The 15,192-nt window shown below is 56.7% G+C and carries 18 protein-coding genes, 1 tRNA gene and 2 pseudogenes; 16 read left to right on the top strand and 5 right to left on the bottom strand.

Going from position 1 to position 15,192, the window contains the following annotated elements:
• Nucleotides 1-73: 73 nt before the first annotated feature.
• Nucleotides 74-763 (bottom strand): crotonase/enoyl-CoA hydratase family protein, encoded by a 690-nt coding sequence (locus tag LQ215_RS22725; RefSeq protein WP_230152670.1) that lies wholly within the window; start codon nucleotides 761-763, stop codon nucleotides 74-76.
• A 308-nt stretch (nucleotides 764-1,071) separates the two neighbouring features.
• On the opposite strand from LQ215_RS22725, the gene LQ215_RS22720 reads away from it, so the two are divergent.
• Nucleotides 1,072-1,161, top strand: a tRNA-Ser gene (locus LQ215_RS22720).
• A 215-nt stretch (nucleotides 1,162-1,376) separates the two neighbouring features.
• Entirely contained in the window at nucleotides 1,377-2,597 is a 1,221-nt protein-coding gene (locus LQ215_RS22715; protein WP_230152669.1) for an MFS transporter, read from the top strand.
• Between the two features lie 7 nt (nucleotides 2,598-2,604).
• On the opposite strand, the gene LQ215_RS22710 is transcribed toward LQ215_RS22715, so the two are convergent.
• On the bottom strand, nucleotides 2,605-3,420 hold the full coding sequence (locus LQ215_RS22710) for a DUF1206 domain-containing protein (RefSeq protein WP_230152668.1): 816 nt from the start codon (nucleotides 3,418-3,420) through the stop codon (nucleotides 2,605-2,607).
• A 209-nt stretch (nucleotides 3,421-3,629) separates the two neighbouring features.
• On the opposite strand from LQ215_RS22710, the gene LQ215_RS22705 reads away from it, so the two are divergent.
• From LQ215_RS22705 to LQ215_RS22685, 5 genes and pseudogenes are all read left to right on the top strand, one after another.
• Nucleotides 3,630-3,857 (top strand): integrase, encoded by a 228-nt coding sequence (locus LQ215_RS22705; protein WP_025214807.1) that lies wholly within the window; start codon nucleotides 3,630-3,632, stop codon nucleotides 3,855-3,857.
• Between the two features lie 47 nt (nucleotides 3,858-3,904).
• A pseudogene (locus LQ215_RS22700) lies at nucleotides 3,905-4,172 on the top strand (helix-turn-helix domain-containing protein); the annotation flags it as partial.
• A gap of 183 nt (nucleotides 4,173-4,355) precedes the next feature.
• Complete coding sequence (locus tag LQ215_RS22695) at nucleotides 4,356-4,937, top strand: hypothetical protein (protein ID WP_230152667.1); 582 nt, start codon at nucleotides 4,356-4,358, stop codon at nucleotides 4,935-4,937.
• 48 nt (nucleotides 4,938-4,985) lie between these two features.
• The gene (locus LQ215_RS22690; RefSeq protein ID WP_230152666.1) at nucleotides 4,986-5,549 is read left to right on the top strand and encodes a GNAT family N-acetyltransferase; all 564 of its coding nucleotides are present in this window, start codon (nucleotides 4,986-4,988) and stop codon (nucleotides 5,547-5,549) included.
• Between the two features lie 93 nt (nucleotides 5,550-5,642).
• The gene (locus LQ215_RS22685; RefSeq protein ID WP_230152665.1) at nucleotides 5,643-6,044 is read left to right on the top strand and encodes a PaaI family thioesterase; all 402 of its coding nucleotides are present in this window, start codon (nucleotides 5,643-5,645) and stop codon (nucleotides 6,042-6,044) included.
• A 94-nt stretch (nucleotides 6,045-6,138) separates the two neighbouring features.
• Here LQ215_RS22685 and LQ215_RS22680 read toward each other — a convergent pair whose 3' ends face one another.
• The gene (locus LQ215_RS22680; RefSeq protein WP_230152664.1) at nucleotides 6,139-6,480 is read right to left on the bottom strand and encodes a DUF2834 domain-containing protein; all 342 of its coding nucleotides are present in this window, start codon (nucleotides 6,478-6,480) and stop codon (nucleotides 6,139-6,141) included.
• Nucleotides 6,481-6,597: 117 nt separating this feature from the next.
• Here LQ215_RS22680 and LQ215_RS22675 point away from each other — a divergent pair, with 117 nt between their 5' ends.
• The 3 genes from LQ215_RS22675 to dapF are packed head-to-tail and all read left to right on the top strand — an operon-like array spanning nucleotide 6,598 to nucleotide 8,584.
• The gene (locus LQ215_RS22675; RefSeq protein ID WP_230152663.1) at nucleotides 6,598-7,407 is read left to right on the top strand and encodes a helix-turn-helix domain-containing protein; all 810 of its coding nucleotides are present in this window, start codon (nucleotides 6,598-6,600) and stop codon (nucleotides 7,405-7,407) included.
• A gap of 17 nt (nucleotides 7,408-7,424) precedes the next feature.
• Nucleotides 7,425-7,790, top strand: coding sequence for a VOC family protein (locus LQ215_RS22670; RefSeq protein ID WP_230152662.1), 366 nt, complete (start codon nucleotides 7,425-7,427; stop codon nucleotides 7,788-7,790).
• Nucleotides 7,781-8,584 carry a diaminopimelate epimerase gene (dapF, locus tag LQ215_RS22665; RefSeq protein ID WP_230152661.1) on the top strand — a complete coding sequence of 268 codons (804 nt, stop codon included), beginning with the start codon at nucleotides 7,781-7,783 and terminating at the stop codon, nucleotides 8,582-8,584. The genes LQ215_RS22670 and dapF overlap by 10 nt, the downstream gene beginning before the upstream one ends.
• A gap of 367 nt (nucleotides 8,585-8,951) precedes the next feature.
• Here dapF and LQ215_RS22660 read toward each other — a convergent pair.
• A pseudogene (locus LQ215_RS22660) lies at nucleotides 8,952-9,088 on the bottom strand (nucleotidyltransferase family protein); the annotation flags it as partial.
• Here LQ215_RS22660 and LQ215_RS22655 point away from each other — a divergent pair.
• The 4 genes from LQ215_RS22655 (at nucleotide 9,089) to LQ215_RS22640 (ending at nucleotide 12,312) form a co-directional block, all read left to right on the top strand.
• Entirely contained in the window at nucleotides 9,089-9,577 is a 489-nt protein-coding gene (locus LQ215_RS22655) for a GNAT family N-acetyltransferase (RefSeq protein ID WP_230152660.1), read from the top strand.
• A 100-nt stretch (nucleotides 9,578-9,677) separates the two neighbouring features.
• Entirely contained in the window at nucleotides 9,678-10,775 is a 1,098-nt protein-coding gene (locus LQ215_RS22650) for a sterol desaturase family protein (RefSeq protein WP_230152659.1), read from the top strand.
• Entirely contained in the window at nucleotides 10,772-11,587 is an 816-nt protein-coding gene (locus tag LQ215_RS22645) for a suppressor of fused domain protein (protein ID WP_230152658.1), read from the top strand. The genes LQ215_RS22650 and LQ215_RS22645 overlap by 4 nt, the downstream gene beginning before the upstream one ends.
• A 101-nt stretch (nucleotides 11,588-11,688) precedes the next feature.
• Nucleotides 11,689-12,312, top strand: coding sequence for an SMI1/KNR4 family protein (locus tag LQ215_RS22640; protein WP_230152657.1), 624 nt, complete (start codon nucleotides 11,689-11,691; stop codon nucleotides 12,310-12,312).
• Between the two features lie 57 nt (nucleotides 12,313-12,369).
• Here LQ215_RS22640 and LQ215_RS22635 read toward each other — a convergent pair whose 3' ends face one another.
• Nucleotides 12,370-13,386: an alpha/beta hydrolase gene (locus LQ215_RS22635; protein ID WP_230152673.1), complete on the bottom strand. Its 1,017-nt coding sequence runs from the start codon at nucleotides 13,384-13,386 to the stop codon at nucleotides 12,370-12,372.
• A gap of 272 nt (nucleotides 13,387-13,658) precedes the next feature.
• Between LQ215_RS22635 and LQ215_RS22630 the strand changes: the two genes are divergently transcribed.
• Nucleotides 13,659-14,573 carry a LysR family transcriptional regulator gene (locus LQ215_RS22630; RefSeq protein ID WP_230152656.1) on the top strand — a complete coding sequence of 305 codons (915 nt, stop codon included), beginning with the start codon at nucleotides 13,659-13,661 and terminating at the stop codon, nucleotides 14,571-14,573.
• A complete protein-coding gene (locus tag LQ215_RS22625; RefSeq protein ID WP_230152655.1) occupies nucleotides 14,570-15,133 on the top strand; it encodes an NADAR family protein in 564 nt (187 codons plus the stop codon). The genes LQ215_RS22630 and LQ215_RS22625 overlap by 4 nt, the downstream gene beginning before the upstream one ends.
• The last annotated feature ends 59 nt before the right edge of the window (nucleotides 15,134-15,192 follow it).

The following is a 15,192-nucleotide window of genomic DNA, read 5'->3' as shown; positions in this document are numbered from 1 at the left end:
TTCCATTACCAATTGAGTCCGGAGCGAAAGATCAAAGATCGCAGCCTCGCTCCGCTCGTCAGCTCCTACAGCCTCAGCCCAAGTGCTCCTGATCCAGCAGAATCGCACTGTCCAGCGTTTCCAGCAGCGCCTTGCGAACTTTCAGCTTGGTGTTCTTGTGGGCAGTCATGTTGATTTTTTTCAACTGACGCGCCGCTTCCAAGGCCGCGCCCTGCAGTTCTTCGGCCGACACTACCTTGTCGAGGAAACCGGCATCCACAGCGCTCTGCGGATTGAACATCTCGGCATTGATTACCGAGCGATGAAACGCCGACTTGCGCAGGCGATCACGGGCCAGCTCGATACCGGCGTGGTGCATGGTCATGCCGATCTGTACTTCGTTCAGGCCGATGCTGAACGGTCCTTCCACACCAATGCGATAGTCCGCCGAGAGCAGCAGGAACGCACCCTTGGCCACCGCATGCCCTGGGCAAGCGACAACGACAGGGAAGGGGTGCGACAACAGGCGACGAGCCAGGGTCGAGCCCGCCGTGACCAGGCTCACCGCTTCCTTGGGACCGGCCGTCATCACCTTCAGATCGTAACCACCCGACAGGATCCCCGGTTGCCCGGTAATGATCACCACCGCCCGATCCGCCGTCGCCTGGTCCAGCGCAGCGTTGAACGCGGCAATCACATCCGGTGAGATGGCATTGACCTTGCCGTTGTTCAAGGTCAGGGTCGCGATACCGTCTTCGAGATGGTAGGCAATCAAGTCGCTCATGACGCTATTCCTTGTAAGAGAAGTGTCGCAGACGTTACCCACCGCCGCAGGTCAGGTAAAGCGCCGTGACTGACTCACTGGTCAGCCCCAGGCCCTGCAAACAGCCTGGCCCGCCCATCCTGCTTCGCCTTCATCTATAGAGCAGCGCCTGCATAGCCCCGAAGATTGGCCGGTTTGCCATGCCCAGGCGCGTTTGAAATGCCCGACCAAGCTTAACCGCATGAAAATTCTGAAAAAAACCTTTGCCATCGGAAAAGCTTTCGACTACATTAGCGCGCCTCGACAGACTGAACAGTTTGCCGAGATACGGTGAAGTGTCCGAGTGGCTTAAGGAGCACGCCTGGAAAGTGTGTATACAGGAAACTGTATCGAGAGTTCGAATCTCTCCTTCACCGCCACATTCGATACACACAAGACCCCTGGTTTTCCAAGAAAACCAGGGGTCTTGTGGTTTCTGCCGTCTAAAAAATGACGATAGGGGCAATGGCCCCCAGGTGATACGCCGTCAGCGCAAAAGGTACGAATTTCCTAACCCTGACTCCACCATCACAGTGTCTATCCCCGCCTGTAGCCGTGCTACAAAACGGCCTGTTCAACGCGTGGGAAAACTCCGATGCCAGCGCTCTCCAACGGCAGGCCCTCGAATCGATTCGGCCTGTTTTGCGTAGCCAGTTTCCTTCTGTCCATTTCTTATGGCGCCACTTTCCTGGTCTCGCTGCTGGTGTCTTCCCTGGGGGGAACTGAGCGCGATGCAGGGCAAGTCTTTGCCGTTGCCATGACGAGCACCCTGGTCGCAGTGGTCGCCTCGGGGCATTTGATGCAACGCGTAGGTGCTGCATCGTGCATGGCCCTTGGCGCTGTATTTCTGGTCATTGCGTCCATAGGGTTTGCGCTGCTATCAGGCCTTGGCATCGGTTTGTTGGCCTGCGGTTTAATGTTGGGGATCGGATGGGGGCTCTTCTACACGGTTGGGCCCATCATGGTGGCGGCGATGGTCGAGCCAGCCAGGCGGACTCATTGTTTCGCGCTTTTGTCGGGCAGCATGTTGACCGGGATCGGTAGTGGTCCTCTCACTGGCAAATTGGCCAGCTCCGTTGGGTTGCCGATACAGACGGCTTTTTTCTGTGCTGCCGTCGCGGCATTGCTGGGTGGTGTGTATTTTTGGCGGTTGAGAACGGGTTTCGCCGAATTGGAGCGCCGGTCTGGCGATAAGGCTCGGATGGGGCTGAGATCGGCGACGGATGTGCTGCGCTCGCGTTCAGCGTTGTCCATTTTGATGGTGGGGCTGGGGGGCGCAATCTTCGGTGGTTTGGGCAGTTTCCAGACCAGTTATGCAGCCAGTCATGGGCTTGACTACTCTTTGTTTTTCGTCGGTTTCATGGGGGCGGCCATCGCTTGTCGGTTGTTGATTGCCGGGTGGGTCGTCAGCCGTGACCCCTTTGCGACTTCTTGCCTGTTGACCACCCTGATGTTGGTCGCCGTGACGGGGTTCGGTGTGTGGGTCCATGACAGTCTGAGTTATGGGTTGACCGCTGCCTTGCTTGGGGTCGGTTATGGTCTCAATTATTCGGTCATTAATGGCTTGGCTGCCAACGAGGCACCACCTGGACTGACCGCCCAGGCACTTTTGCTTTTCAGCCTGTCCTACTTCATTGGCGTATTCGGTTTTCCCTTTATCGCCGGCAAGCTCATCAGCAGCATGGGCGTGAATGGGATGCTGCTCAGTGTCGGATTGATCGCTCTGTTGGCCTGGGCCTTGAGTGTCAGTCGCTGGTTGGCCGGGCGATTCTGGAAGCCAGGTCTTACGCGTCGTGTAGATCCCGTGCAGCGATAAGCCAACGCTACTTTTCCGATATGCCAGGCACGTCCATATTTATTTTTCGCCAAGCCGCTTCGGCAAAGCTGTAGACCGAAAAAGCGATCAGGCCCACTGCCATGACCATTAACACCACACCGCCAGCCGGCAGGTTTTGAAGTGCATCGAGGGCGTCTTTCATACCGGGTGGATCCATGGCTTTATAAGTCGAGCCACTGATGATCAGCAGCAGGGCCATTTCAATGAAGACGATGCCTCTGGCGATCAGACCGATCCGCGATACCGGGCGCACATACCGCATGACGTCTTCGTCAGCTTCAAAGTATTTCTCGAACGAGGCTTTCCAACCCTTGATGATGTGAGCGATGCCCACGCCAAGCGGTATCAGTGCGATGACGTAGACCAACATATTCGAATGATCCCAGGATAATAGGCGCGCAAGTAAATCCTGAGTCTGCCCCCCTCCGGAATCGCCTGAGCTTTTAAGGCCGCTGAGTAACAAGCCCAACGCAAAAAACGCCAGTGCGCCGTTGACCAAGCCGCCTGCCAGCAAACCTGCCCGAATGACCAAGCCTTTAAGCTCTTTACCGTGATGGTCTACATCGCGCGTTGCCTGCAGCACGCGCCATCCGGCGAAGGCGAGCAGTCCCATCACCACCAGACCGACCAAAGCATGCCCGAATGGCTGGCTTAACAACGCCTCCAGGCTGCTGTGGCTATCCTTCGATTTACTCGAGTCTCGAGCCGCCAGCAAAGCGAAGATACCAATGACCAGATAAATAACGCCCCGAGCGGCGTAGCCGCCGCGTGCCAGTAAAACGAGGCTTTGGTGTGGGGACATAGGAGCAGATTCCGAGGAGGTCATACAGGAGCAGACCCACGGTATTGCGAGGGGTTCGATTGGTGTTCGGGTGCCGACAACTGGGATTTTTGTGAAGCCGTTCGTTTTTTTGTAGAACGCTATCAAAAGGCTAAGCTTGAACGCGAACAAAAAACGCCTATAAGCAGTCTTTTGAAGAGCCCAAATTCCACTCACCCTGAGGTTGCACAATGAGTCTGATCGATTGCCCTGAATGCGCTTCGCGAATTTCCGATAAGGCCTACGCCTGTCCACATTGTGGCAACCCTTTCCGCGAGCCGAGCTTCCGTCTGACGGAGAAGAACGTGGGGCAGATTGCCGGGGCGGCTGGCGTCTGGCTCACCGCGCCCTGGATCGCACGAATGGTCTTCGGCGTGGTGGCCGTGATTGCGGTGGCGGCGGTGTTGATCTTGCGTTGATTTGGATTGATTGACCAGCTAGCGAGTCGGGCCAGCCGCAACGCTCTGTGCAATTGATCAAGGACCTGATGGAGACGCTCGGGCTCACCGGTTCAGACCTCCCTGAAATCGGAAATAAAACGGCGGTGTCCAAGGTACTCAATGGCGATCGGCCTATCAGTTACAAGATGGCGTACGCGCTGGCAGAGCAGTTTGCGATGGAGCCGAGTGCTTTCTTGATCGCGGGCCCGGCAAAGGCGGCTCATTTCGAATGAATACAAAACGGTGACTTCGAAGGGCCGCAGAAAGATAGTCAAAGAGCCGGATAAGGGGTAGGGCAATCATCTGCTGATCAAGGGGTAGGATTGGTTGTCGATTCACGCAAGTTAAGAATGACACGCGCCCCGATACATCGACCATTGCAGCCAATCCCCGAACCCTCTATAAAATCCCGCGCTGGCATCACGTTCTTCTCGACCGTCGTTGGCCCTGGATATCTGACCTGCATGGAGCATCATCGTGAGCCAATTGCCACGCCCCCTCAACGGCCAAACTGACATTTGCCCGCGCACGACGTCCCGTGTCCTGCGACATGCCTGGAACTTCACCTTACTGACCCTGCTCACCGGATGTGGAGCGCTGTCGGATGTCCGCTCTTTCTCCACCCCTTACTCAACGCCTGACGGTGGCGAGACCGCGCGCTTGCGGGTGATCAGCGATGGCATGGTCAGAGCCGTACCCAAGTCCGACTGTGTGGACTTCCGCCTGCCGGGCGCGGGCGTCATGGTGGCGTTCCGCGATGGCTACGCCAATCGCAACGGCGAGAGCCTGGGCATGCCAGATGACGACAAACACTCATCTTCCACGGTTATGACTGAGCTGCTGGTGCCTGCCGGGCAGCCCATTGCGTTTCATTACATCGGGGCTCAATGCTACAACATGTTCCGCTTTGTCCCTAAAGCAGGGGCGGACTACCAACTGGACGCCGCGGGGCGATACAAGTGCACGGTGACCCTCAAGCAACTGTCCGTGAAAACGACCGAGCTTCCCCCTTTATCCTTGGAGGACAGCAAACTGTGCAGGGTGACGGATAACTTCTAGCGTGGAGTATTTTCCAAGGACGCCATAATGTGAAAAAGGAGTTTCATCATGAGCCCCAGCCCCACGTTCCAAACCCGCCGCCTCATCCTCACCCCCCTTGAGCTGACGGATGCACCGGCAATTCAACAGCTATTTCCCCATTGGGAAGTGGTCCGTTACCTGGACAGTCGCGTGCCCTGGCCTTACCCGGATGACGGCGCGCTGACCTACGTGCGCGACCATGCGCTCCCCGCTATTGCAGCCGGACGCGAGTGGCACTGGATGATCCGTATTGCCGAAGAGCCGACACAGAGCATCGGCAGCATCAGCCTGTACGACCAGCCCGGCAATAACCGTGGTTTCTGGCTGGCGCCGCAATGGCAGGGCAAAGGCTACATGCGCGAGGCCTGCGAAGTGATCAACGCCTATTGGTTTGAAGCGCTGGGGCGCCCTGTCATGCAAGTGCCCAAGGCAGTGGGCAACGAGGCTTCGCGCAAAGTTTCGGAGCATGAAGGCATGCGCCTGATTGCGACGCAGCAGGGGGACTTTGTTTGTGGGTCGTTGCTTAAGGAGGTTTGGGAGATGACGCGTGGGAATTGGCTTGAGAAAAAGGCCGCGTTGGGATCGAATTGAGCAGAGTCACATGGGTCAAGTCGCCTGTGAACGACAATTCACCACGGTCGTCGCCAGGGTCTATCTTTCAGGTTAACGGTTAAGGAGTGTGAAATGGATGTTCCACAGGATTTCAAGCCGTTATTTCGTAGCAGTCCTTTCCTTGACTTACTAGGTCCCTTTTATTATCGGGAAAACTGCGAAGGTTTTACCGTTGGGATTCGGGTGGAGGAGAAACACACCAATGCGCGTGGACTCGCTCACGGAGGATTGTTCATGGCGCTGGCTGATATCGCGCTGGGCTACAGCGCTGCTTTCTCGAAAGATCCGCCTCTTAAACTCGTGACGACCACGATGACTACTGATTTCGCTGGCTCCGCTAAGATCGGTGATTGGTTGGAGGCTGCCGTAGATATTCAAAAAACCGGTAGTCGATTGGTGTTTGCCAATACCTATATCAGCGCTGGAGAGGAGCGCGTGGTTCGAGCCAGTGCATCTTTTCTGGTGCTCAGCTAGGTGGATGCTGAACTGGCCCAGATGCGCCAGGGAGATGCGAAAGCGGTGCTCGTTGATTGGCCTTGAGCTGTAATCATCCTCTGTGGTGCGTTGCTTAAAGAGGTGGGTAATCATGAATACCTGTCATTGGCGATTGGCGTCCAAATCCGTTAACGACGATGTACAACAGTGGACCGATTGATACGAAGATCGCCGTGATCAGAAGGTAAGGCAGCAACGATGTGATCGACCTGCCTTTCGAACGTGTGTCCCGGTACATCCAGATGCATGCCATGCAAGCGAGCAGATAAAGGTCGATGACTACCTGCGCGGTGTCCGGGCTAGACATGAGCTTGACGCCGAATTCCAGGAGCGATTGCTCGGCGAGAAACAACGTACTCGCCGTGTACACGGAAAAAAGCAGGAGCGCGACAAGTGCAACGTAGGGTCTTTTCACTTTACCTCCTTGGACTCTTTCATTGGTCAGTAGAGGTAGGCTAGTGATTTGACCATCATGGTTTCAATGACCTCTGAGGTCATGGACGCCGCTCACCCGCAATGCCAGAGTCAACGGATGACCAGTCGACCTTTTTTTCGAACAACGCCGCCAACCTCAGCTGGTGCGCAACTGCGTCACTTGCGCCAACAGGCCGGACTGAGTCAGTTGGACTGCGCACTGATCACAGGGATCTCTCAGCGTCACCTTAGTTGCATCGAGACGGGGCGCGCCAAGCCAAGCCCCGGCACTCTGCATAACTTATTGACTGCCCTGGATGTACCTTTGGAGCGATGCAACGACATCTTCATCGCCAGTGGCTATGCCCCTCGCTACGAAACGACGCCGCTCACGTCTTCGTCAATGGAAGTGGTACGTGATGCCATTAATCATGTACTTCACGCCAATAACCCCGCTCCGGCGATTGTTCTGGGTGCCCAATGGGACATCCTTGCAGCCAACACCAGCGCAGGTGTTCTGTTCAATCTGGTGGGTCTTGCCAGGGATGCAGCCGATGGGCTCAACCTCTTGGCGACACTGTTGCAACCCGGTGGCTTGGGCGATCACTTGAATAATGCCGAGGAAATAAAATTAGTGGCCTGGCAACGGGCATCTCGGGAAGCCTTGAGTAATCCCGCATTGGCTGAGATTCTGAAGAGCCTGCCGGCCCCACACAGTTCTGCGGCGCTGGCGAACGAGTTGCCTCCGCTGTTGCTGACGCGAGTCGACTCTCCCCATGGCGAGCTGAAGTTCATGTCAACGTTCACAACTTTCGGCATGCCGCTCGACATCACGATGAGTTCATTGCGTATCGAGCATCTCATCCCTGCCGACGCGAAGACCTGGGACGTGATGACTAAGGCATATGAGCAGGCGCAACACCGATAATGATCAAGGAAGAACACATGCAACCGTCACTCAATCGAATCATGCTGTATGTCCGGGACGTTCGAGCGACCTGCGATTTTTATGAGCGTCATTTCAGTTTTACCAGTGAAAGAAAAACCGATGACCGCGTCACCGAATTGAGCCCTGCAAACGGTGGCGCGATCCTGATGGTTCATCCGGCAGGGAGGGCTGTTAAAACAGGGCAAGTCACCGTAAAGCTTGTCTTTGATCTCCAGGATGTCGAGGGTTTCAAGGTAAAGTGCCTGGCCCAAGGCCTGAAGTTTGGCGCTACGCACAGGGCGGACGGTTATTCTTTTGCCAACGCCAAAGACCCCGACGGTAATTCCATTTCCATCTCCAGCAGGGCGTTTGCATGCCGCTGAACTTTCAAAAGATGCATGCCAATGGCGATGACTTCGTTATTGTCGATTCGCGAAATTCGGCCAACCCGGTGACGAGTGCCATGGCCCAGCGAATGGGGGATCGGAACTTGGGCGTGGGCTTCAACCAACTCGCGGTGCTGCTCGATTGTGACGATGCCGATGCGCGCGTGATGTTCTGGAACGCGGATGGTTCCGCGCTGGACGTTTGCGGCAGTGCGACGCGGGGGGCGGCGGATATGCTGATGCGCGAAGCAAATGTTGCTTCAGTAGCGCTACGCACCAACCGTGGCCTGCTCACGTGCGAACGTACCCCAACTGGCGACATTTCCGTCGACATGGGTGTGCCGCTTTTCGGCTGGTCGGATATCCCCTTGGCGCAAGTACTGGACACCGCGGTGTTGCCACTTGCCGGCAGTCCAGCCGCGTGCAGCATGGGTAATCCGCACTGCACTTATTTTGTGGAAGATTTGGCAACCGTTGATATCGCGACCATCGGCCCGGCCATCGAAACCCACGCGCTATTCCCACTCAAGACCAACGTTCATTTTGTCCAGATCATTGATCGCACGCATATTCGGTTGCGCATCTGGGAGCGCGGTGCAGGGATTGCGCTGGGTTCGGGATCTTGTTCGTGTGGCGCGGTTGTTAATGGAATTCGTCGTGGTTTGTTGGACAGCACCGTCGAGGTTGAATGTGATGGCGGGTGTGTGACGGTTCGCTGGGATGGCGTGGGCGCGGTCTTTCTTATCGGGCCGGTGGAGGCGAGTTTTTCGGGGACGATGAGTCAAGCGTGAGTTGGTAGGCGTTTCTATCCTGGAGCAGGGATTTACAGGACATTCAGTGCGCCAAAAAAATCTTCATTTGAGTCAGTTAGCGGATTTGCTCTTTGCTCGCAGCACGCCCTTAACTCGTTCAGGTTGATTTCCACAGAACGGGTACCCACCGCCAATCTCCTGTGGGAGCGAGCTTGCTCGCGAAGGCGGCAGCAAGTTACATACATGGTTTGAATAGATACACACTCCGTGGCGAGGGAGCTTGCTCCCGCTCGGCGGCGCAGCCGTCGTAGACCGATTGATGCAGTTTGTCTGGAAGAACGTTTTGGGGCGGCTTCGCCACCCAGCGGGAGCAAGCTCCCTCGCCACAGGATTATGGCGATTTGCATCATTTCTCGATGATCGTGAGCCACGGCCAGCGAGCCTGATAACTTTTTGCCTTCTCATCGAACAAATCGGGCTGGGGGTCTTTGGATTGATACGAAGAACACCTTGCTCGATGTCGATTAGGCCGTAGGACGCCCAATGATATTGCAAAGCAGGCCAGTGATGGCTGATGACATCAAGACCCTCTGTAGCTTTGCGCAGGACGCTCGGGAACTGTTCTATATGTTCCCGAAAGCCCAATACCCTCTGACTGAGGCTCAGCTGTCTGACGCCATCGCTCAACGATTCGATTCGACGGTCGTCGAGGCTGGGAACCGTGTCGTTGGTTTTGCTAACTTCTATCGGGCTGAAACAGGTGGGGTTTGCTGTATCGGCAATGTCATTGTTGCCCAAGAGGCACGAGGTAAAGGCGTTGCAACCTTTCTTGTGGAAACGATGACGGCCCTGGCGTTCGACCGTTATGACGCCACTGAGGTGCAGGTATCGTGTTTCAATGAAAACACGGCAGGCTTGCTGCTTTATCCAAAGCTGGGCTTTTTGCCCTTCGCTGTTGAAGAGCGAGTTTCTCCAGACAGTCGTAGAACCGCACTCATCCATATGCGTCGCGGTAGAACGGACCGCCCCTAGATCCTTTTGAGCGGCCACCGCCAGAAAATGCCTGAAAACCCAAGCCCATCCCAACGCGACTGATTTACAATACCGTATCTTCGACAGAGGCCGGCATTCCGTGGATGCGTTTTCCCTTGTCTATCAACACCTGAGCGCATGGGTCATCGCCCCCATCACCCAGCAGTTCCTCGACATCTTCAACTTGAACGGTCGGTTCGGAGTCCTGTTTCTCTGCGCTTCCTACGGTGTCGCCTATGGCCTGTTCCGTTTCAGAAAACACCGCGGCCTGACAGACGCTCGTTCGTTCTGGCAATTCATCGGTGGTCGTGGGGTGTACCTGCATCGTTCGGCGTTGCTGGACTATCGCTACTACTTCGTCCGGGCGATTCTCAAGATTGCCTTGGTGTTGCCCATTGTTCATCTGGTCGATCCGTACATCCTGCGCTCCGGGGACTACCTGGCTTTTTTCAGCAACCTTTGGGGGGCGCGTCCGCGCCTCGGTGAGAATTTTTCGCTCGCGTTGCTCTATGGGCTGGGGGTGTTCCTGGTGAAGGACTTCGTCCACTACTGGGCGCACCGGGCGTTTCATTCGCGCTGGCTCTGGGCTTTTCACAAGGTGCATCATTCGGCCCCCGTGCTGGTGCCAGCCACCGCGAGTCGGGTGCATTTTGTGGAGAAGATCGTTGAGAAGCTTGGCGTCACTGCCTGCGTGGGCCTCTTCGCGGGTGGTTTCTGGTACGCCTGTGGTGGTGAGATCAGCCGCTACACGTTGTTCGGCGTGACGTACCTGGTCTTCATCTTCAATAGCCTGGCGGCCAACTTGCGTCACACCCATGTCTGGCTGTCCTTTGGCCCGCTGCTGGAACATGTGCTGAACAGTCCGGCCCAGCACCAGATTCACCACAGCGATGCACCGCGTCATTTCAACCGCAACTTCGGCGTCAACCTGTCGTTGTGGGACTGGATGTTCGGCACGCTCTATGTCACCAGCACGCAGCCTGAGCACTTGCGTTTCGGCACCGGAGAACAGGACCACCAGCGTTACTTGACGGTGTATAGCCTGATTGTCACGCCTTTCGTTGAAACTGCCCGCAAGTGCCTGCCCGCGTTTTCATATCAACGCCAACACGCCACAATGCACCCAACGCCTGCGATCGGATCAGCGAGTGCTGACGCGGGCGAGGTTGAGCGAAAATCCAGCAAGGAACGCCCATGAATTTCTTCAAGAAGCTCTTCGGTTCATCGAAAGCCCCTGAAACCCAAGACGACCAGCCCGCGCCGCAATCCCACGAGCTTGGCGACCTGACCGAGGCTGAAGCCGCCAATCTGGCCGTCCGGGAAGCCGGCGCAGCGTGCCTGGATCGTCATTGGAGCGCTGTCGGCACCGTCGAGCGGGATGTCCTTGCCTACCTGATCAGCCCGACTTTTTCCGGCGGCCCATACTGGCCTTCGACCCGCCAGGCCTACCGCGTGGTTCGCCGTGGCGACACGATCATTCTCGCCACTGAAGGCCTGTCCGATCCATTCGATGATACGGAAGGCATGGGCAACGGCTTCGAGATGGAATTGTTCGTCGAAACCGCGGATATCCCCGAGCACGCCTATGGTCCTGTGGGGGAGGTCGATCCTTTCAAAGGCAGCTGGGCTTTCGAGCTGCTGGAGCACGTCGCCAAAACGGTGGCCGACGCTGGCGGCATCACCCACCAACTCGACCAATACGGGACGCTATCCCTTGAACTGCCAGGGCTCAGCCAATCGCACCACATGAGCGATCAACTGCCCAAGCTCTTCGTGACCGATGACGACTCCACCGGCGTTCTACTCGGCGCCCCGGAACCGGATTTTCCTACCCAACTGGATGACATGCCCTTGTCCCCGGTCAGATTGGTGCCGGTGGTATTGATCACCGCGGCGGAGCTGGAGTACGTGCGTTCGGGAGGGCGAGCGGCGCGGGAGGATCTGGTGAGTCGTTTGAAGGCGGCGGGTGTTGGGCATATGAGCAGCCTGCAGCGGGCGAGTGTGGTGTGATGCCGGAGGCGGATCGGCCAAAAACCAACCCCCTGTGAACAGTCTTTTTTTGTAAGATCGATTTGACACCGCGTCCCACCCAATGCCCTTTCGAGACAACAATGACTGACTACCGCGGACTCATCCTCGAAGATACCCGTGAAGGCGCCACCGACCGCGCCATCGCGCAACTGGAAGCCAGCCTGGGTGCCCGCCTGCCGGACGACTATCGCCAATTCCTCAAGACCTGCAACGGCGCCTACGTGGAATACGATGTGCTGGCGACCCTGGCCAATGGCGATGAGGAACTGCTCAGTTTTTCACTGTACGGGCTGGACCCGGACAAAGAGTATGAGTCCAACCCTTTCGAACTGGAGCAACTGCGGGCCCAGCCCGGTTTCCCCGCAACGGGATTGCTGCCGATCGGTCGCGACGGCGGTGCGAGTATCTTGCTGCTGGACCTGCGGGAAGGGCGCCAGGACGTGGCGGCGATGGTCGCGGGCCTACCTGCCTGGACCGGGCGCCGTCAGCAGGGCGATGAGTACGTGGTGCTGGCGGATTCTTTCAATGGCTATCTGGATGCGCTGCATTTATCGCAAGAGCGGATCGAGGAGCATATCAATCACTTCATCATTAGCCCTGAGAGTATTGAGGCGACGTTGGAGTGGTTGGATAAGGGCAGTCCGGGGTGGCGGGAAAGCTACCGGGAGCAGTGGAATGCGAGGGTGGTGGATCGGTTGATTTGAAGGCTGATTGGGTGGGTGAATTGCGCAATAAAGACGATCGCCAGCCACGCCTGGGCATCAAAGCTTTTTACTTTGAAGCCAGTTATCAATGGCAACAACGAGCTCTGACTTGCACTCCACCGGCAGCCAATGCGCGCCTGGCAGGCTCGTTAGGGTGAGGTCTGCACAAGCCGCCCGCATCGGGTCGCCCAACCGGTTGCCGTTGATGCTGTTCATCTGGTCGTAGTCGCCGTTCACAAACAGTACTGGCAATGACAACCTGCCGCCATTAGGCGCGCGACGAGCGTAGGCGATGTTGGCGTCATCGTTTAGATACCATGCGCAGGGAGCGCGGAAGCCTCGCTCCTCGAATGCCTGCACCAGTATGGAAAAATCCTTCACCGGCCAGAGCGCCGGATCAGGCTGGGTAGGCGGGGCACGATGACTGGCGCCAAACCGCCCCCCTTTGCGTGTCACTTCGGCATTCGACGCGACCTTGCCAATACTCTCCGGGTCTGCTCGTCGATAAATCGAAGCCAGCGATGCCGCTTTGTCCGCGTCCAGATCAGCGACGGCTGATGCGAAGTGCGTATTGTAGTAGCGGTAATAGTCCCATTGACCATCAGGAAACTGGCTGGCCGGATAGATCGCCCGGTCGACCAATGGAACCAGCGTGGCTAACGCATTCGTGTTGGGGAAATACGGCACGGAGATCAGCACCACGCCGCGACTGCGCTGTGGTTCGTGGGCCACCAATTCACCGGCCACAACACTGCCCCAGTCGTGGCCAACCCAGATGGCGGGCTTGCCGCCGAGATGGTCATGAAGTTCGGCCATGTCCGCCACGATTTTTTCCATCGTGTATTCACGGGTGGATTCTGGAGCGGCAGAAAGGCCGTAGCCGCGCATATCCGGCGCAACGCAGTGCCAGCCTTTTGCAGCGAACGCTTCCATCTGCGCGCGCCAGATCAAGCTAAGCTCCGGCCAACCATGCAGAAACATCATCAGTGGCCCGTCGGCTGGCCCGGACGCCAAATAATGCGTTGTATGGCGAGGGCTGCTGAACATGCGCGAGGTCAGTGTGGATGTGGACAAGAGAGCTCCCCATGCTTTGCCGACGGACATCAGCACAGCGGCTGCGCCCATATTGATAAGTAGAGACCGCCGACTGAGCGATAGCGCTGTCGGCTTGGGTTCTAGCGAGATGGCGATAAGGTCATTGTCCATTTTTTAATGCCTTGGTTCGTGGTGGTAAGGCATCTTATAGTGAGCGAATCATCACCATTAGCCCCATAATCGAGCATGAGGCTTGAAGTAAAACTTAAAGGTCCCAAATGCGACAGAAGGACAGTACCGACGGTGTGGCCATGTTCGTGGCCGTTGCAGAAGCCGGCAGCTTTTCCGAGGCTGCGAGGCAGCTGGGCGTTTCGCCGTCCGCCGTTAGCCAAGCGATCAGCGCTCTTGAAGAGCGGCTAGGTACGTCGCTTTTCCGCCGCTCCACCCGAAGCCTCAGCCTGACCGACGTTGGGAACGACTATTTGCTTGCGACGGGCCCAGCTCTGTCGCAGTTGCGGCAAGCCGCGGAGGAGGTATCGGGTCGGGCAGGACACCCAACCGGCCCTTTGCGGCTCACGATGCCACGCGCGCCGTTTGAGTTGTTCATCGCGCCAGCGTTGAAGGCGTTTCAGGATATCTACCCCGATATTGAACTCGAAATTGCCGTTGAGGCGCGACTCATCGACATCGTTAAACAAGGCTATGACGCGGGTTTACGCTACGGCAATTGCATTGATAAGGATATGGTGGCGGTACCCATTGCGCCTAAATCGGAGGCCGTGCTCGTCTCATCCCCGGCTTATCTTCGTAACCAAGTGATACCGAAGCATCCCAACGATCTGCTCAATCATCGCGCGATCATGTGTCGCAGTCAGATCGATGGCTTGATCATCCCCTGGACGTTGGAATCTGCCAGCGAGGTGGTACAAATCGTCCCGCCGACATCCATGATCGTCCACGACCTGGCATCGCAAATCGAGCTGACGCTGCGGGGATTGGGGATTGTTAACGCGCCTGCCGCGTATGTGTCCGGCCTTCTCGAATCAGGAAGGTTGTCGCGGGTCCTGCCCTCATGGTCTTGTTCCCTGGAGGCTGTTTACCTCTACTTCCCAAGTCGTCGCCACCAATCGGCAGCATTACGGGCGTTCGTAGCTTTTTTAAAGACTGCGGATTTTAGCGATGCTTCCAGTCACTTCGATCTTCCGTCAGCAAGGAAATCTCATTGAACGACTCTGAGCATGTGAAAGAACTGTGCGCCCGTTTCAACTCTGGAGAACATCTGGAATTTACGTTTTTCTGGGGGCACCAGCGCAGCAAAGTTGCCGTTACGGCTTCGTGCTTCAGCCAATGGTTCGAGGCTGGGTTCATTGTCGAGGGGCAACATTACCCGACAGCCGAACACTTCATGATGGCCGAGAAAGCGGCCTTGTTCGACGATCAGGAAATTCGTGCGCAGGTGCTCCAGGCCCCTACACCTAATGCCGCCAAAGCACTTGGCCGCAACGTGCGCGGATTCAATGATGAGGTTTGGTTGCAACACCGATACGACATCGTCGTTCGAGCGAACCAGGCCAAGTTCTCTCAGAATCCCCAGTTGAACGAATATCTTCTACAAACCGGTTCGAGCGTTATTGTCGAAGCCAGCCCGGTTGATAACATCTGGGGTATAGGGCTCGCACAGGACAACGCGGATGCGAACAATCCGAATCTGTGGAAAGGCTTGAATCTGCTGGGGTTTGCGCTGATGCAGGTGCGGGATGGGACAAGTATGCCAGCCCCAAGGTAGTGTCTTGATCTTACTCACGAAAAACGCCAAGGCTTATTGCATGCGGCCTTATTAAGACA

Source organism: Pseudomonas brassicacearum (assembly GCF_918698105.1).
GTDB classification, from domain to species: Bacteria; Pseudomonadota; Gammaproteobacteria; order Pseudomonadales; family Pseudomonadaceae; genus Aquipseudomonas; species Aquipseudomonas brassicacearum_F.
This window is presented reverse-complemented; position numbering and strand designations above follow the sequence as displayed.